The organism is Jiangella endophytica, from assembly GCF_003427025.1.
Taxonomy (GTDB): domain Bacteria; phylum Actinomycetota; class Actinomycetes; order Jiangellales; family Jiangellaceae; genus Jiangella; species Jiangella endophytica.
This window is the reverse complement of record NZ_QVAI01000006.1, coordinates 53,808-67,879: the sequence shown is the minus strand read 5'-3', so window position 1 is coordinate 67,879 and position 14,072 is coordinate 53,808. Positions and strand designations below refer to the sequence as shown.

14 protein-coding genes are annotated in these 14,072 nt (G+C 73.7%); 7 read left to right on the top strand and 7 right to left on the bottom strand.

Annotated elements, in window-relative coordinates; all coding sequences use genetic code 11:
- Positions 1 to 14: 14 nt before the first annotated feature.
- From DZA62_RS14210 to mftF, 3 genes are read left to right on the top strand one after another with little or no spacing between them, the layout of a single operon-like run.
- Positions 15 to 980, top strand: coding sequence for a vWA domain-containing protein (locus DZA62_RS14210; RefSeq protein ID WP_198663759.1), 966 nt, complete (start codon positions 15 to 17; stop codon positions 978 to 980).
- Positions 977 to 1,651 (top strand): mycofactocin biosynthesis peptidyl-dipeptidase MftE, encoded by a 675-nt coding sequence (gene mftE, locus DZA62_RS14205; RefSeq protein WP_116949562.1) that lies wholly within the window; start codon positions 977 to 979, stop codon positions 1,649 to 1,651. Before DZA62_RS14210 ends, mftE begins: the two co-directional genes overlap by 4 nt.
- On the top strand, positions 1,648 to 3,135 hold the full coding sequence (gene mftF / locus DZA62_RS14200) for a mycofactocin biosynthesis glycosyltransferase MftF (RefSeq protein ID WP_116949561.1): 1,488 nt from the start codon (positions 1,648 to 1,650) through the stop codon (positions 3,133 to 3,135). The genes mftE and mftF overlap by 4 nt, the downstream gene beginning before the upstream one ends.
- Before the next feature lie 91 nt (positions 3,136 to 3,226).
- Here the strand turns inward: mftF and mftD are convergent, their stop codons facing one another.
- Entirely contained in the window at positions 3,227 to 4,405 is a 1,179-nt protein-coding gene (gene mftD / locus DZA62_RS14195) for a pre-mycofactocin synthase MftD (RefSeq protein ID WP_116949831.1), read from the bottom strand.
- A 165-nt stretch (positions 4,406 to 4,570) separates the two neighbouring features.
- On the opposite strand from mftD, the gene DZA62_RS35735 reads away from it, so the two are divergent.
- Positions 4,571 to 4,711, top strand: a complete 141-nt coding sequence (locus DZA62_RS35735) for a hypothetical protein (RefSeq protein ID WP_157987677.1) — start codon at positions 4,571 to 4,573, stop codon at positions 4,709 to 4,711.
- A 2-nt stretch (positions 4,712 to 4,713) separates the two neighbouring features.
- Here DZA62_RS35735 and DZA62_RS14190 read toward each other — a convergent pair whose 3' ends face one another.
- The gene (locus tag DZA62_RS14190; RefSeq protein ID WP_116949830.1) at positions 4,714 to 5,040 is read right to left on the bottom strand and encodes a hypothetical protein; all 327 of its coding nucleotides are present in this window, start codon (positions 5,038 to 5,040) and stop codon (positions 4,714 to 4,716) included.
- A gap of 70 nt (positions 5,041 to 5,110) precedes the next feature.
- Here DZA62_RS14190 and DZA62_RS14185 point away from each other — a divergent pair, with 70 nt between their 5' ends.
- Both DZA62_RS14185 and DZA62_RS14180 read left to right on the top strand, forming a co-directional pair.
- On the top strand, positions 5,111 to 5,815 hold the full coding sequence (locus tag DZA62_RS14185; protein WP_116949829.1) for a copper homeostasis protein CutC: 705 nt from the start codon (positions 5,111 to 5,113) through the stop codon (positions 5,813 to 5,815).
- A 73-nt stretch (positions 5,816 to 5,888) separates the two neighbouring features.
- Complete coding sequence (locus DZA62_RS14180; RefSeq protein ID WP_116949560.1) at positions 5,889 to 6,149, top strand: DUF4031 domain-containing protein; 261 nt, start codon at positions 5,889 to 5,891, stop codon at positions 6,147 to 6,149.
- Positions 6,150 to 6,392: 243 nt separating this feature from the next.
- On the opposite strand, the gene DZA62_RS14175 is transcribed toward DZA62_RS14180, so the two are convergent.
- Positions 6,393 to 7,019 (bottom strand): HD domain-containing protein, encoded by a 627-nt coding sequence (locus DZA62_RS14175; RefSeq protein ID WP_116949559.1) that lies wholly within the window; start codon positions 7,017 to 7,019, stop codon positions 6,393 to 6,395.
- A 174-nt stretch (positions 7,020 to 7,193) separates the two neighbouring features.
- Here DZA62_RS14175 and DZA62_RS14170 point away from each other — a divergent pair, with 174 nt between their 5' ends.
- Complete coding sequence (locus DZA62_RS14170) at positions 7,194 to 8,447, top strand: MFS transporter (RefSeq protein WP_116949558.1); 1,254 nt, start codon at positions 7,194 to 7,196, stop codon at positions 8,445 to 8,447.
- Here DZA62_RS14170 and DZA62_RS14165 read toward each other — a convergent pair.
- The 4 genes from DZA62_RS14165 to DZA62_RS14150 are packed head-to-tail and all read right to left on the bottom strand — an operon-like array spanning position 8,407 to position 13,938.
- The gene (locus DZA62_RS14165; protein ID WP_198663758.1) at positions 8,407 to 10,095 is read right to left on the bottom strand and encodes an FAD-binding oxidoreductase; all 1,689 of its coding nucleotides are present in this window, start codon (positions 10,093 to 10,095) and stop codon (positions 8,407 to 8,409) included. The two genes, DZA62_RS14170 and DZA62_RS14165, sit on opposite strands and share 41 nt — an antisense overlap.
- A complete protein-coding gene (locus tag DZA62_RS14160; protein WP_116949557.1) occupies positions 10,092 to 10,862 on the bottom strand; it encodes a lysophospholipid acyltransferase family protein in 771 nt (256 codons plus the stop codon). Before DZA62_RS14160 ends, DZA62_RS14165 begins: the two co-directional genes overlap by 4 nt.
- The gene (locus tag DZA62_RS14155) at positions 10,859 to 11,644 is read right to left on the bottom strand and encodes an SDR family NAD(P)-dependent oxidoreductase (RefSeq protein WP_116949556.1); all 786 of its coding nucleotides are present in this window, start codon (positions 11,642 to 11,644) and stop codon (positions 10,859 to 10,861) included. Before DZA62_RS14155 ends, DZA62_RS14160 begins: the two co-directional genes overlap by 4 nt.
- The gene (locus DZA62_RS14150) at positions 11,641 to 13,938 is read right to left on the bottom strand and encodes an HAD-IB family hydrolase (RefSeq protein ID WP_198663757.1); all 2,298 of its coding nucleotides are present in this window, start codon (positions 13,936 to 13,938) and stop codon (positions 11,641 to 11,643) included. Before DZA62_RS14150 ends, DZA62_RS14155 begins: the two co-directional genes overlap by 4 nt.
- Positions 13,939 to 14,072: the final 134 nt, after the last annotated feature.

Here is a 14,072-nt window from a genome sequence, read left to right as displayed (position 1 = left end):
AGGCGTCGTCGCCGGTGCGGCGGCGGGCCTCGTCGCCGTCGCCGAACGGGCTGAAGCCGCTGCGCCGGAAGCCGAAACAGCTCGACGCCGACCCGCAGCTGCACGACGTGTCGTCGTCCGGCGGCGGGGGGAGCCTGGTGGCGCCGGGCGGGCTCCGGCCGCCGGGATCGCGCCGGGTCCCACCGGGCTCGGCTGCCCCGGGGACGACGGACGAGGCGGCGACGCTGCACGCGGCCGCCCCGGCCGACGCCGAGCCGGACCCCGAGGTGGTGCGCCGGGCCCGGCAGATCGCCGCCCGGCTGGCGGTGCCGCGGCCGCGGCGCGACGTGACCGCCCGGCGCGGCGTCGGCGAGCTGGCCAGCGTCCGCTACCGCGGCGGCTCCGACGACATCGACCTGGACCGGACCCTGGAGCACCTGGTCGAGCACCCGGTCCCCGAGGACGACGACATCATCGTGCGCGAGCGGGTGCGGGCGCGGCGTTCGGTCGCGTTGCTGGTGGACGTGTCCGGGTCGATGCGCGGCGAGCGGGTGCGGACGGCGGCCGCGACGCTGGGCGCGTTGGCCGCGGAGCTGTCGTCGGACGACGTCGCGGCCATCGCCTTCTGGTCCGACGCCGCCGTCCTGGCCCACCTGGGCGAGCGGGTGTCGCCGCAGCGGCTGCTCGACACGTTGGTGCGGATCCCCGCCAAGGGCCTCACCAACGTCGCGTTCCCTTTGCAGGTGGCCGCGCGCGAGCTGGCCCGCGCACCGGCCCGCGACGCCCGGGTGCTGCTGCTGTCGGACTGTGTGCACAACGCCGGCCCGGACCCACGGCCGTTCGCCGCCCGGTTGCCCCGCCTGGACGTCCTGCTGGACACGTCCGGCGAGCACGACACCGACCTCGGCCGTGACCTCGCCCGGCTCGGCCGCGGGCGGCTGTTCCGGATCGGCGGCTATCGTGAGGTGGCGCCGGCGCTCGGGGAGGTGTTCGCTCAGTGAGGCCGTTGGGGGAGTTGCGGTGGCCGTCGGTTCCTGGCGAGGCGATCCTCGCACTGCCGCTCGGGTCCACCGAGCAGCACGGGCCGCACCTGCCCCTGTCGACGGACGCCGACGTCGCGGCCGCGCTCTGCGCCGCGCTGGCCTCGGTGCGCGACGACGTCGTGGTGGCGCCGCCGCTGCCGTACGGCGCCAGCGGCGAGCACCAGGACTTCCCCGGCACGGTGTCCATCGGGACCGAGGCGTTGACCCACGTGCTGGTCGAGCTGGGCCGCTCGGCGTCGGTGACGTTCCCGCGGCTGCTGGTGGTGTCCGGCCACGGCGGCAACCTGGCGGCCGTCCGGGCGGCACTGGCCACGCTGACGGCTGAGTCGCGTGACGTCCTGGCCTGGTTCCCGCGCTGGGACGGCGACGCGCACGCCGGCTACGTCGAGACGTCGCTGCAGCTGCACCTCGACGCGTCGCGGGTGTCGCTGGCCGCGGCCGAGGCCGGCGCGGTGGCGCCGCTGGCGGAGCTGTTGCCGGCGCTGCGCTCCGGCGGGGTCCGGGCGGTCAGCCCCAACGGCGTGCTGGGCGACCCGGCCGGCGCCTCGGCGGAGGCCGGCCGGACGATCTTCGAGGGCCTGGTCGCCGACCTCGTCACCGCGGTGGCCGCCTGGGTGAGCCGCCCGTGACTCCTGCCTTGCCCGCCGGGTTCGGGGTGGTGCTGGACCGCGACGCCCGCGTTCTCGACGGCGGACGGGTGCTGCTCGGCGGCTCGCCCCGGCGAGCGCTGCGACTGTCGCCGGCCGGGGTGGCGGCGTTCGCGCGGCTGCGTGCGGACGGCTCCGTGACCGACGAGCGCACCGGCCGGCTGGCCCGTCGGCTGGTCGACGCCGGTGTGGCGCATCCGCGGCCGGCCACCGTGCGGGCCGCGGGGGCGACGGTGATCGTGCCGGTCCGCGACCGGGCGGCCGCGCTGGACCGCTGCCTCGGCGCGCTGGCCGGCGCCGACGTCCTGGTGGTCGACGACGGCTCCGCCGACCCCGCGGCGGTGGCCTCGGTCGCGGCCCGCCACGGTGCACGGCTGCTGCGGCGGCCGGAGTCCGGCGGGCCCGCCGCCGCCCGCAACACCGGCCTCGCCGCCCTCGCCCCCAGGCCTGCCGCCCCTCCCCGAGTCGATCACGGAGAAACGCAGGATCCAGCGGCCGCGGAACCAGCATTTCTCCATGATCAACTTCTGTCCGGCGAGGTGGTGGCGTTCGTCGACAGCGACTGCGTCCCGTCGCCGGGGTGGCTGCGGCGGCTGGCCGGACACTTCGCCGACCCCGCCGTCGTCGCCGTCGCGCCGCGGATCGTGCCGGTCGTCGCACCTGACGCCGGGCGGGTGCTCGGCGCGTTCGCGGCCGCGCGGTCGCCGCTGGACCTGGGCCCGGACGAGGCGCTGGTCCGGCCCGGCGGACGGATCTCCTACGTGCCGACGGCGGCACTGCTGGTCCGGCGCTCGGCTCTGGACGGGTTCGACGAGGCGTTGCGCTACGGCGAGGACGTCGACGCGGTGTGGCGGCTGATCGGCGGGGGTGGGCGGGTCCGCTACGACCCCTCGGTCACCGTCGCACATGCCGAGCCGGCGAGCTGGCCGGCCTGGCTGCGGCGCCGCCACCACTACGGCACCTCGGCCGGCCCGCTGGCCCGCCGCCACCCCGGCCGCCTGGCCCCGCTGGTGCTGGCGCCCTGGCCTGCGGCGGTGATGGCCCTGCTCCTCGCCCGCCGGCCGGTGCTGGCGACGGCGGCGGGCGCGCTCGCGACGGCCCGGCTGGCCGTCCGGCTGCGCCGGGACGCGATCCCGTCGTCGGCGGCCGCCCCGATGATCGCCGAGGCGACCGTCGCGACTCTCACCAGCACCGGCCGCGCCGTCACCCAGCTGGCGCTGCCGGCCGCGGTCGCTGCCGCAGCCATGTCCGGGCGCCGTCGCCGCCGGCTGGTCACGCTGGCGGCGCTGCTGGCCGCCCCGGCCGTCCACGACTGGCTGCGGCTGCGCCCGTCGTTGGATCCGGTCCGCTGGACGCTCGCCAGCACCGCCGACGACCTCGCCTACGGCACCGGCGTGTGGCGCGGCGCGATCCGCGCCCGCACGGCCCAGCCGCTCCTCCCGCGCCGGCCCACCTCTCAAAGTTGATCTTGGAGTTCTTCGGGCATCTACCGGACAAATCACCTGCGATTGCCGAAGAACTCCAAGATCAACGTCGGGCCACGCGCGGCGCGTGGCGTCAGGCGCCGAACGTGCGGTGGAAGCCGGGCGGGATGACGAGGTCCTCGGGGGTGAGGTCGCGGACGGAGGACCTGCCGAGCCCGCGCAGTGCGGAGTCGATGCCGCCGTGGAGGATGTCGAGGACGTTCTCGACGCCGGCCTGCCCGTTCGCCGCCAGGCCCCAGAGGTACGCCCGGCCGATCATGACGGCCTTCGCGCCCAGTGCCAGCGACTTCACGACGTCACTGCCGCGCCGGATGCCGCCGTCCTGGACGACGTCGATCTGAGAGCCGACGGCCTCGACGACGGAGCGCAGCGAGCGGACCGCGGCCGGCGTGCCGTCGAGGTTGTTGCCGCCGTGGTTGGACACTGAGATGGCGCTGACCCCGGCGTCGACCGCGCGCTTGGCGTCGTCGACCCGCATGACGCCCTTGAGCATGAACGGCCCGTCCCACTGCGAGCGCAGCCAGGCGACGTCATCCCAGGTGGCCGGCGGCGTCTGGATCCACTGGCCGTAGGCGCCGAAGAAGGTGGGCGCGACGCCGTCGGTGTCCTCGAGGTTGGGCGTCGTGAGGTCGGGCAGCTTCCCGGCGCGCAGGTAGCGCAGCAGCCAACTCGGGTGCGGCAGCACCTGCGGCGCGAACCGCGCCATGGTCTTGAGGTCGAGGCGCTCCGGGATGGACGGGCTGCCCCAGTCGCGGCCGTTGCTGAACGACCAGTCGAGGGTGAGGATCAGGCCGGCGGCGCCGGCGCGGCGGGCGCGGTCGATGACGCGCAGGATCTCGTCGCGGCTGCCCAGCCAGTAGATCTGGAAGAACGCCTTGGGGTTGGCCGCGACGACGTCCTCGATGGAGCGGCTCGCGAACGAGCTCAGCCCCATGGCGGTGCCGCGGTTGGCGCCGGCGCGGGCGACGGCGACCTCGCCGTCGGGGTGCACGGCCTGCACGCCGGTCGGCGACAGGATCACCGGCAGCGCGATGGGCTGCCCCATGACCTGCGTGGACAGGTCGCGCTTGTCCGACGTGGCGGCGACGTGCGGCGCGAACCCGAGTTCGGTGAACGCGGCGAGGTTGTCGCGCAGCGTCAGCCCTTTCTCGGAGCCGGCCACCAGCGCTCCGTACACCGACGTCGGCAGCTGCCGACGGGCTCGCCGCTCGGCTTCGGCCACGGTCTCGAACCACTTGTTCCTGCCGAACATCGTCACCTCTGACCTCGCGGGTCGGCACGTCTGCGTGCCGTTCCCTCCAGAATAATGGCACTGAGGGCCAAAATGAAGCGGGAAGAATTCCGGCGAACGTGCCTGGTACTCTAGGTGAACAGAAGGTGAACAACACCTGACTCACAAGTGGCCGGAGGAGCGGACATGGTGACGATGACGCAGGTCCAGCGCCCCACGCTCGTGGCCCGCTGGGTGACGGTGACCGACATCTCCGGCCGCGCGCGGACGGAGCAGCGTTGGGTCCCCGCCGACGACGCACGACCCGGACACGTCCGGGCGGCCTGAGGCTAGAGCGCCCCGAGCGGCGCGGCCAGCCGGCCGGACTTCTCACACACCCACTGCGGATCGGGCCCGAGTTCGGGCTCGATCCGCAGTTCGTGCGGCTCCTCGTCGGTGCACGACTCGCACATCGGCCACCGGCCCACCCCGGCGTCGAGCAGACGATCCTGGACGTCCTGGGCCAGCTGGCCGGCCACGAACGCCGCGCCGTCGGGCCACTGCTCCACCCACCAACGGCGTTCGGTCAGTGCGGCCTCCAGAACGTCGACCGCGGCGGCGACGTCGAGCCGGCGCGCGCCGAGGTCGCGCAGGACCATCGCCCGCGCCACGAGCATCACGTCGTCGACCACGATGTCGATCGTGCCATGAAGGGTGCCGGACGCCCGTAGCTGGCACACTATCCACGTGCGTCCGCTGCTGGAGGTCATCGCCCTGGGGCCGGGCGACGTGCCCGGCGCGGTCGAGGGCGGCGCCGACCGCCTCGAGGTCGTCGCCGATATGGACGCCGACGGGCTGACCCCGTCCCTCGACACCGTCCGCGACCTCAAACGCGACTGCGACCTGCCGCTGCGCGTCATGCTGCGAGCCAACGACGGGTTCTCGACCAGCGGCTCGGAGCTGGCCCGGCTGCGCATCGCCGCCCACCAGCTCGCGAACGCCGGTGCCGACGGCTTCGTGCTCGGCTTCCTCGGCCTCAACGCCGAGATCGACGTCGAGGCGACGCTGGCACTGGCCGACGAACTGGACGGCCGGGCGTGGACGTTCCACCGCGCCATCGACCACTGCCTCGACCTCGACGACGCGTGGGCGGTCGTGCCCGGGCTGCCCGGCCTCGACGCGGTGCTCAGCGCCGGCTCCGCCCGCGGCGTCGGCTCGGGTCTGGACGAGCTGTGCTCCCGAGCGGCCGGCTCGGCGACGGCGGCCGACGTCATCATGGCCGGCGGCGGCCTCGAGCCCGACCACGTGCCGTGGCTGGCCCGCGCCGGCGTCCGCCAGTTCCACGTCGGCAGCCGGGTCCGTCCGGGCGGCTCGTGGAAGGCCTACATCGACGCAGCGCTGGTGCGGTCGTGGCGCATCCTCATCGACGACGCCGTGGCGGCGGCCCTGTGACAGCGCTGGTGGACTCGCCGGCCCGGCTCGGGCAGGGGCGACTCCGGTCACCCCTGGCGGCGGGCGGGTCGTCATGACGATCCTGGTCGACCCGCCGGCCTGGGCCGGGCACGGCCGGCTCTGGTCGCACCTCGCGTCGGACGAGTCGTTCGACGAGTTGCACGCCTTCGCGGCGAGGCTCGGTCTCCCGTCACGCGGCTTCGACGGTGACCACTACGACCTGCCGGCCGCGGACTACCAGCGCGCCGTCGACGCCGGCGCCGTGCCGGTGCGCAGCCGCGACCTCGTCGCCCGGCTGCTCGCGGCCGGGCTGCGCCGGCGCAAGCGTCACTGACCCCCGAGCGCCGCCGTCGACGACGGCCAGGGTGAGGTAGTTGAGCGTGACCTCGCCGGTGGGGCCGGGGTAGGCCTCCCAGTTGCCGACCAGTCGCGCCCACCGGGCCGGCGCGACGTCGGCGAACCGGCGCACGATGCGGTCGAGCTGCTCCTGCTGTTCGGCCTTGCCCATACCTGCCCTTCCGGTGCGGGTGCCCGTGTCCGCCGTGGTGTCAGATCGTCACGAGTGATCGTGAGGACGTCACGGGGCCGAGGCGCGGAGGAGGACGAGCTCGGTCTCGAGGTTGTGCCGGGCCGGGAGCTCCCAGCGGCGATGGCCGGCCTCGGTGCGGTACAGCGCCGGCCGGTCGAGCAGTCCGGCGATCACGGCGTACCGGCCCGCGGTGAAGTCGGCGTCGGACACGTGCGCGTAGTCCTCGCGGACGGCCGAGGCGTACGCCGCGTACTCCGACGGCGTGCCGGCCAGCACGGCGAGGTCGGCGTCGCAGAGCACGGCACCGTTGCCGTCGCCCGGCTCCGGGTCGTGGCCGGCCGTCAGCAGCACCAGCCGCTCGACCTCGTCGACCTGCCTCGCCGGCCGGTCGAGCGCCGTCAGCACGTCGTGGGCCAGCCGGGCGCTGGCGGCCTCGTCGTCGCCCGGCCGCCCGTCGTAGACGGAGTCGTGGAACCAGGCGGCGAACCGGACGGCGTCGGGGTCGCTTGCGGCGCCGGCCAGTTCGTCGACGGCGTCCAGGACCGCGGCCAGGTGGCCGGTGCCGTGGTAGTGACGGTGTTCCTCGCTCCAACGGGCCAGCAGGTCGGCACCGGCCCGCGTCGCCGCCGGCGAGTCACCGGCCAGCGTGGCCCAGCGCTGCTCGAGTTCCTCCATGCGCCCATTCTCCCCGCGCCCATGATCATCAATGATCCAACCCCTCCTGGGTGGTTGGATCATTGATGATCACGGGGGCGGGGGTGGATTTGCTAGACTTCGAGCAGCACAGGGCTTGTGCGCGACCTGGTGGTGGGGAGGCGCGCAGCTGAAGCGTCCCTCCGGAGTCCTGTCGTGTCCCCACTTGCCTCGTACCGCCGGCTGCTCTCGCTGGCCGGCCTCGGTTACGTCGTCGTCGCCTTCCTCGGGCGGCTGCCCCTTGCCATGAGCCAGCTCGGCACGCTGCTGCTGGTCTCCGACGCCACCGGCCGGTACGCCGCCGGTGGCCTGGCCGCCGGCGCGCTGGCCGTCGCCAACGCCGTCGGCGCCCCGCTGGCCGGCGGAGTCGCCGACCGCGTCGGGCAGCGGCCGGTCGTGCTGGCGCAGTCGCTGACGGCGGGTGTCGCGCTCGCCGCGCTGGTCGCGGCCGTGCACGCCGACGCGAGCATCCCGGCACTGGTCGGCGCGGCCGCCGTCGCCGGGTTCACCATGCCGCAGGTCGGCCCGCTGGCCCGGGTGCGCTGGCGGCCCATCACCCACCGCACCGGCAACGCACAGCCGCGGCTGGTCGACGCCGCGTTCTCCTACGAGGGCGCCGCCGACGAGGCGTCGTTCGTGCTCGGCCCGGCTCTGGTCGGCCTCGGTGCGGTCGCGCTGAGCCCGAGCGGTGCGCTGCTCGCCGCCGCCGCACTGCTGATGGTGTTCGGCTCGTGGTTCGCGCTGCACCCGACCGCCCGGCTGACCCACGCGCTGCGGGCGTCCGCGGCCGCGCACGGCGAGGCGTTCGTCACCGCCGCGTTCCTGACCCTCTGCCTGGCCCAGCTGCTCATCGGCGTCATCTTCGGCGCCACCCAGACCGGCACGACGGCGCTGGCCACGGCCGCGGGCACGCCCGGGCTGGCCGGTCTGGTGCACGCGCTGCTCGGCGCGGGCAGCGTGCTGGCCGGGCTGGCGACGGCGGCGCTGCCGGCCCGGTTCGGCTACGACCGGCGGATCCTGGTGTTCGCCGTCGGCCTGGTCGTGCTGTCGTCGCCGCTGCTGCTGACCGGCTCGCTGGCCTCGCTGGTGCCCGTCGTGCTGGTGCTCGGCCTGGCCGTCGCCCCGTACATGATCAGCGTCTTCGCCGCCGCGGAGCGGCAGGTGCCGGCCACGCGCGTCGGCGCGGCGATGACGCTGCTGGCCGGCGCCACCGGCATCGGTTACGCCGTCGGATCCGGCGTCGCGGGGCGGCTGGCCGACCTCGGCGGGCACCGTCCCGCGTTCGCCGTGACGGTGACCGCCGCGGCACTCGCCGTGGTGCTGGCCGTCGTCCGGCTGCGCACCCAGCGGCCGCGGCCGGCGGCCGCCGTCACCACTCCCGGTGAGCTGGCAGCAGCGTCCCAGGGTTGAGGTTGCGGCCGGGGTCGACCGACTTCAGCAGCCCGGCCATGACGTCGGTGCCGGCGGGGGAGATGTCGTCCTCGAGCCAGTGCGCGTGGTCGGTGCCGACGCCGTGGTGGTGCGAGATGGTGGCCTCGTTGTCGATGAACGACTGCTGGATGGCCTTCTTCACCACCCAGTACTGCTCGATCTGCTCCGCGGGCACGTCGGTGCCGGGCGGGAACGCGAAGGTGAAGTACAGGCACGCACCGGAGTGGTAGCTGTGCGACAGGTGGCACATCACGAAGCCCTTGACGCCCAGTTCGGCGTAGGCCTCGTTGGCCGCCCGGATGGTGTTGGCGTACAGGTTCATCAGCTTCGACCACGGCGCCGCGGTCTCGGACACGTCGCCGAGCGCGCCGATGTCGAGCAGGAAGTCGCGGATGTACGGGGTGTCGAACTTCTTCTGGTCGTACAGCGAGCCCGGGCCCTTGCCCAGCTTGATCCCGCCGTGCTTCTTCACGATCTTGCCGACGAGGCCCTTCTCGTACTTGAGGTGCGACTCCGTGCCCTCGTAGCCGATGTAGGACAGGCAGGCCGCGGAGAGGTCCCAGCCGCGCCGCTCCAGCACGTTGAACAGGATCGGCCCGGCCTTCGCGGCCAGCCCCTTCGACGGCTTCTGCATGGCCAGCGAGAACGCGGTCTCGTTGGCGTCGGAGACGCGCGTGACCGTCGGCGCCGCGTCTGACTCGGAGATCTCGTGCATCGCCGCGATGCCCGCCGCCCACGTCGGGAACAGGTACGCGATGATCTCGCGGTTCTCCGGCAGCCGGTGCACGTTGACCCAGGCCTCGGTGATGACGCCCAGCCGGCCCTCGGAGCCGAGGATCATCTCGCGCACGCTCGGGCCCGACGACGTGCTCGGCAGCGGCCGCAGCACGATGACCTTGCCCGGCAGCACGACCCGCAGGCCGCGGGTGATGTCGGCGATATCTCCGTACTTGTCGGACTGCATGCCCGAGCTGCGCGTCGCCACCCAGCCGCCCAGCGTCGAGTGCTTGAAGCTGTCGGGCTGGTGGCCCATGGTCCAGCCGCGGGCGTTGAGCTGGTCCTCGAGGTCCGGGCCGAGCGCTCCGGCCTGGATGCGGGCCAGTCCGGCGGCCTCGTCGACCTCGAGCACCCGGCTCAGCCGGCCGAGGTCGAGCGAGACGACGACGCGCTGCTCGGCCGGCTGCGGCGTGAGCGAGCCGGAGATGTTCGAGCCGCCGCCGAACGGGATGAGGACGCCGTCGGCCGCGACCACGGCGTCGACCACCTGCCGCACCTGGTCCTCGTCGCCCGGGTAGACGACGACATCGGGGACGCGCGGGAGATCGCCGGCGCGCACCCGGACGAGGTCGACCAGCCCCTTGCCGTAGGTGTGCACCACGCGGTTGAGGTCGTCGGTGTCGACGTACTGCTCGCCCACGGCGTCGCGCAGCTTCGCATCGAGATCGTCGCCCAGCTGGGAGGCCGGCACCTTGAGGTCGTCGAACGCGGGCGGCGGCGTGCCGGGCGCGTTGAGGTCGATGCCGACCTTCTCCATGACGAACGGAGCCATCTTCGGCTTGTCCTCGTGGGTGAAGCTGATGCCTTCGACGCCCCAGCCCCACCACTTCTGGTGCTTGACACCGGTCACGACGCCTCCTCCTTCTGAGCGTGGTCGCTCGCCTGCTCCGCCGGGTGCTCCGGCGAGGCGGCGTCGCGCAGCGGTTTCCCCTCGGCGTCGGGGTCGCCGGTAGCCGCCATGGCGGCCACCTTCGCCTCGAGCCGTTCGGTCAGTTCGCGGGTCCGTTCGCCGGCCAGCGGGTGGATCGGCGCGCCGATGACCACCGCGACCGGCGGCCGGCCCGGCTTCGGCCAGAAGTGCCCGACCGGCATGGCGTCGTGGGTGCCGATGATCGCCACCGGCACGCACGGCACGCCCTGCGCGATGCTCAGCGCGGCCGCGCCCGGCTTGAACCGCTTGACGCCGCCCTCGGTGTTGCGCCGGGTGCCCTCCGGGAACACGACGACGGGGACGTCCTCGCTCAGCAGCCGGTTGGCCAGACCGCGGCCCTTGCCCATGTCGGCGTTGGTGCGGCTGACCGGGTAGGTGTTGAAGAACACCGACGTGGTCGCCTTCATCCACCACCAGCGGTAGAAGTAGTCGGCGGCGGCGTTGACGGCCATGGTGCGGGTGTAACGCCGCGGCAGTTCGGTGACCAGCAGCGGCGCGTCGAGGTGGCTGCTGTGGTTGGCCACGACGATGAACGGGGCGTCCAGGCCGTCGAGGTTCTGGGCGCCGCGCACCGACACCTTCGTCGTCAGGTGCACCACCGGCCGCAGGAGCAGGCGCTGCGCCACGAACCGGGCCCAGCGGTGCCAGGCCGCGTGGTACCTCTTCGTACTCGGCAGTTCGCTCATCGTCGTCCGCTCACCAGTCGCGCCGTGACCTTGCGCACCGCCGCCCGTGGGGCGTGCTGGGCCAGCCAGGCCAGGACCTTGAACCGTGCTGACGGTATCGAACGGACCCGCCGCTTCTCGACATCGGCCAGGCAATCGGCCACCACGCGGTCGGCGTCGAGCCACAGCGACGACGGGATCGAGCTGGTGCGGATGCCGGCGCGTTCGTGGAACTCGGTGCGCACCCAGCCCGGCAGCAGCGCCGTGACCTGCACGCCTGTGCCGGCCAGCTCCAGCGACAGGCTCTCGGAGTAGGTGCGGACGAACGACTTCACCGCCGAGTAGCCGCCCATCGTGATGAGGCCGGCGACCGACGACACGTTGACGATGACGCCGTGCCCGCGATCGCGCATGGTGCGGGCGGCGGCCGCGCCGAGCACGACGACCGCGGTGATCATCAGATCGATGGCCTGCTCGTGCTCACTGGTGTCGTCGGTCACCAGGCGTGAGTGGACGCCCTTGCCGGCGTTGTTGACGAACACCTCGACGGGGGAGTCCGCGTCGGTCAGCCGGGCGGCGACGGTGTCGACCTGGGCGCGGTCGGCGAGGTCTGCCGCCAGCACCTCGACGTCGACGCCGTAGCGCTGGCGCAACTCGTCGGCCGTGCGCTTGAGCCGGTCCTCGTCGCGGGCCACCAGCACGAGATCGCAGCCGCGCGCGGCGAGCGCCGTGGCGAACGCGAGACCGATGCCGGACGTCCCGCCGGTGACCAAGGCCCGGCCGGTGAGCAGCGCCCCGGTCATGCCCGTCGCGCTCCGCGGACGCTACGCAGGACCGGCGACAACCGGCCCTCGGCGGTGGTGGTCCAGCTGTGCACCGGCCAGCGCTTGGACTTGGCGTACCGGTACAGGCTGGCGTCGGGGTTGACGGCGTTCGGGTGGCCGACGACCTCGAGCCAGGACCGGTCGGCGTAGCTGTCGCCGTAGGCGTACGAGCCGGTGAGGTCGAGGCCCTCGGCCCGCGCGTAGCGGCGCAGCCAGGCGGCCCGTGCCTCGCCGACCAGCGGCGGCGTGGCCAGGTGCCCCGTCCAGCGGCCGGACTCGTCGGACTCCATCTTGCCGGCCACCATGACGTCGAACAGCGGCGCCAGCGGCTCGACGAACACGTCGATCTCGCCCGTCAGCAGGACGGTGCGGTGCCCGGCCGCGCGGTGTGCCTTGATGCGTTCGAGCGCGTCCTCGAACAGGCCGCGGTGCAGCGAGACCGTCACCTCGTCGGCGATGATCTTGCGCAGCTCGTTCTCGTTGACGCCCTCGTAGCGGCGCATGAACGTGCGGATGAAGTCGCCGCGGTCGCGCCGCTCGGCCTGCAGGTAACGCGGGCCCAGCGCGACCAGGTTGCTCAGCACGACCGGCCAGCGCGACAGCGGCTTGGCGGCCAGCTCGATCCACACGTAGTGCTCGACCAGTGTCGCCGCGGCGACGGTCTTCTGCAGGTCGAAGACGGCGACGACGTCGGTGCGCCGCGGCAGCTCGAGGGGCGCGGAGCCGCCGCTGCCGCCGTCGCCGCCGCTGCCGCGCGTCAGGCCGGGCACGCTCGGGATGTGGATCTTCTGCAGGTAGTGTGCCCAGTCGATCTCGGTGACGTCGAAGCCGTGCTCGGCCTTGCGGTCGTCGGGCAGCGACGCGTGCAACGTCCGCAGCCGGGCGTCGTCGAAGATGACCTCGGTCTCGGTGTACGGCTGGTACAGCGAGGTGAACTTGCGCAGGGTGTCGAGATCGCGCCGGGCCCGGTAGATGGTGGAGATCCACTTGCGCGACCGCTCGCCGGGCGGCAGCCGGTCGACCGCCTTGTCGGCGAGGTCGACGACCCGCTCGCGACGGTGCAGCGCCCGCTCGACCACGCCGCGGTGCGGGAACGACCACGACGGGACGGCGAGATGGCCGCCCTTGGCGTCCGTGAGCGGGTTGGTCTCGAAGTACTCGCGGACCAGCCGGAGCAGCCGGCCGAACGGCAGCGGGTTGGTGATGCCGGAGCTGACCTGGAAGTACTGCGCCTCGCCGGGCGGGGGCGGCGCGGCGGCCGCGGCCAGCGCCGCGTTGACGACGAAGTCGACCGGGATGACGTCGAGCACGGTGTCGGCCAGCGCGGGGAACTCCGGCAGCAGGCCGCGGCCGTACGCCGCGATCAGCGGGTCGGCGACCTTGAAGCCGTCGATCCAGCCCGGGAACGGGTGCTTGAGCGACGACTCGATGATGGTCGGCCGGACGACGGTGAGCCGGTGGCCGGCACCGGCCCAGAGGTCCTCGGCGACCCGCTCGCCCAGCGCCTTGGTGAACGTGTAGACGTCGGGCCAGCCGAGGCTCTGCGCCCGGGTGCGGCCGGCCTCGACCAGCTCGGTGCGGACCCAGTCCTGGCGGGCCTGCTCGGCGGTGTCGGTGACGACGCGGGCGCCGGCCCGGCCGTGCTCGGCCTGAGCCTGCGTGAGCAGCCGGCGCAGCAGCCGCGGATTGCGGGACAGCTGCTCGATCTCCGGCCGGGCGGCCCGGGCGGAGGTGAGCTCGGCGACGCGGTCGACCTCGTGCTCGAGGCTGCGCTCCTCGGCGATGCCCTTGCGCAGCCCGGCGACGTAGCCGGTGGAGACGTGCACGACGTGCGGGTCGGCGCCGCCGGCGAGCAGCGCGCGGTACAGCGACTCCGGCCCGGACACGTTGGAGGCGAACGCCTCGTCGATCGGCAGGTCGAAGGAGACCGTGGACGCGGAGTGGATGACGACGTCGACGTCCGTCGGCAGCGGCGGCAGCTCGCCGAGGTCGCCCTCGAGGACCGTGACCCGCTCGCGGTACTGCCGCTCGGCCTCGTCCTCACCGACGGCCTTGCGCCAGGTGCCGAAGACGGGCTTGCGGAACAGCCGGTCGATGCGATCCTGCGCGCTGAGCGCGCCTCGCGGCCGGACGATCAGGCTCACCCTGGTGTCCGGGTAGCTCGACAGCAGCTTCTCGAGCAGTGCCTGTCCGACGAACCCGGTCGCGCCGGTGAGCAGAACGTGTGCGCCGTGCAAGATCGAGGTTCCTCCGCTGGCCTGAGTGGCGCTCACCGGTGGGTTCCCAAGGCACCGCGTCCGGCCTGTGCCAGGTCGAAGTCAGATGCCATGCGCCCTCCCCAGGCAGGTGCCGTCGCTCGCTCGAGCGATGTTTCGGGGGGTGCCGATGACCCCATACGCCGTGCAGA

Bases quoted from the DNA above. Each gene is read 5' to 3' on its own strand.
- mftD (WP_116949831.1), bottom strand. From the start codon at position 4,405: ATGTTCGGCAGGAACAAGTGGTTCGAGACCGTGGCCGAAGCCGAGCGG.
- DZA62_RS35735 (WP_157987677.1), top strand. From the start codon at position 4,571: ATGGTGACGATGACGCAGGTCCAGCGCCCCACGCTCGTGGCCCGCTGG.
- DZA62_RS14190 (WP_116949830.1), bottom strand. From the start codon at position 5,040: ATGCTCGTGGCGCGGGCGATGGTCCTGCGCGACCTCGGCGCGCGCCGG.
- DZA62_RS14180 (WP_116949560.1), top strand. From the start codon at position 5,889: ATGACGATCCTGGTCGACCCGCCGGCCTGGGCCGGGCACGGCCGGCTC.
- DZA62_RS14175 (WP_116949559.1), bottom strand. From the start codon at position 7,019: ATGGAGGAACTCGAGCAGCGCTGGGCCACGCTGGCCGGTGACTCGCCG.
- DZA62_RS14160 (WP_116949557.1), bottom strand. From the start codon at position 10,862: ATGAGCGAACTGCCGAGTACGAAGAGGTACCACGCGGCCTGGCACCGC.
- DZA62_RS14155 (WP_116949556.1), bottom strand. From the start codon at position 11,644: ATGACCGGGGCGCTGCTCACCGGCCGGGCCTTGGTCACCGGCGGGACG.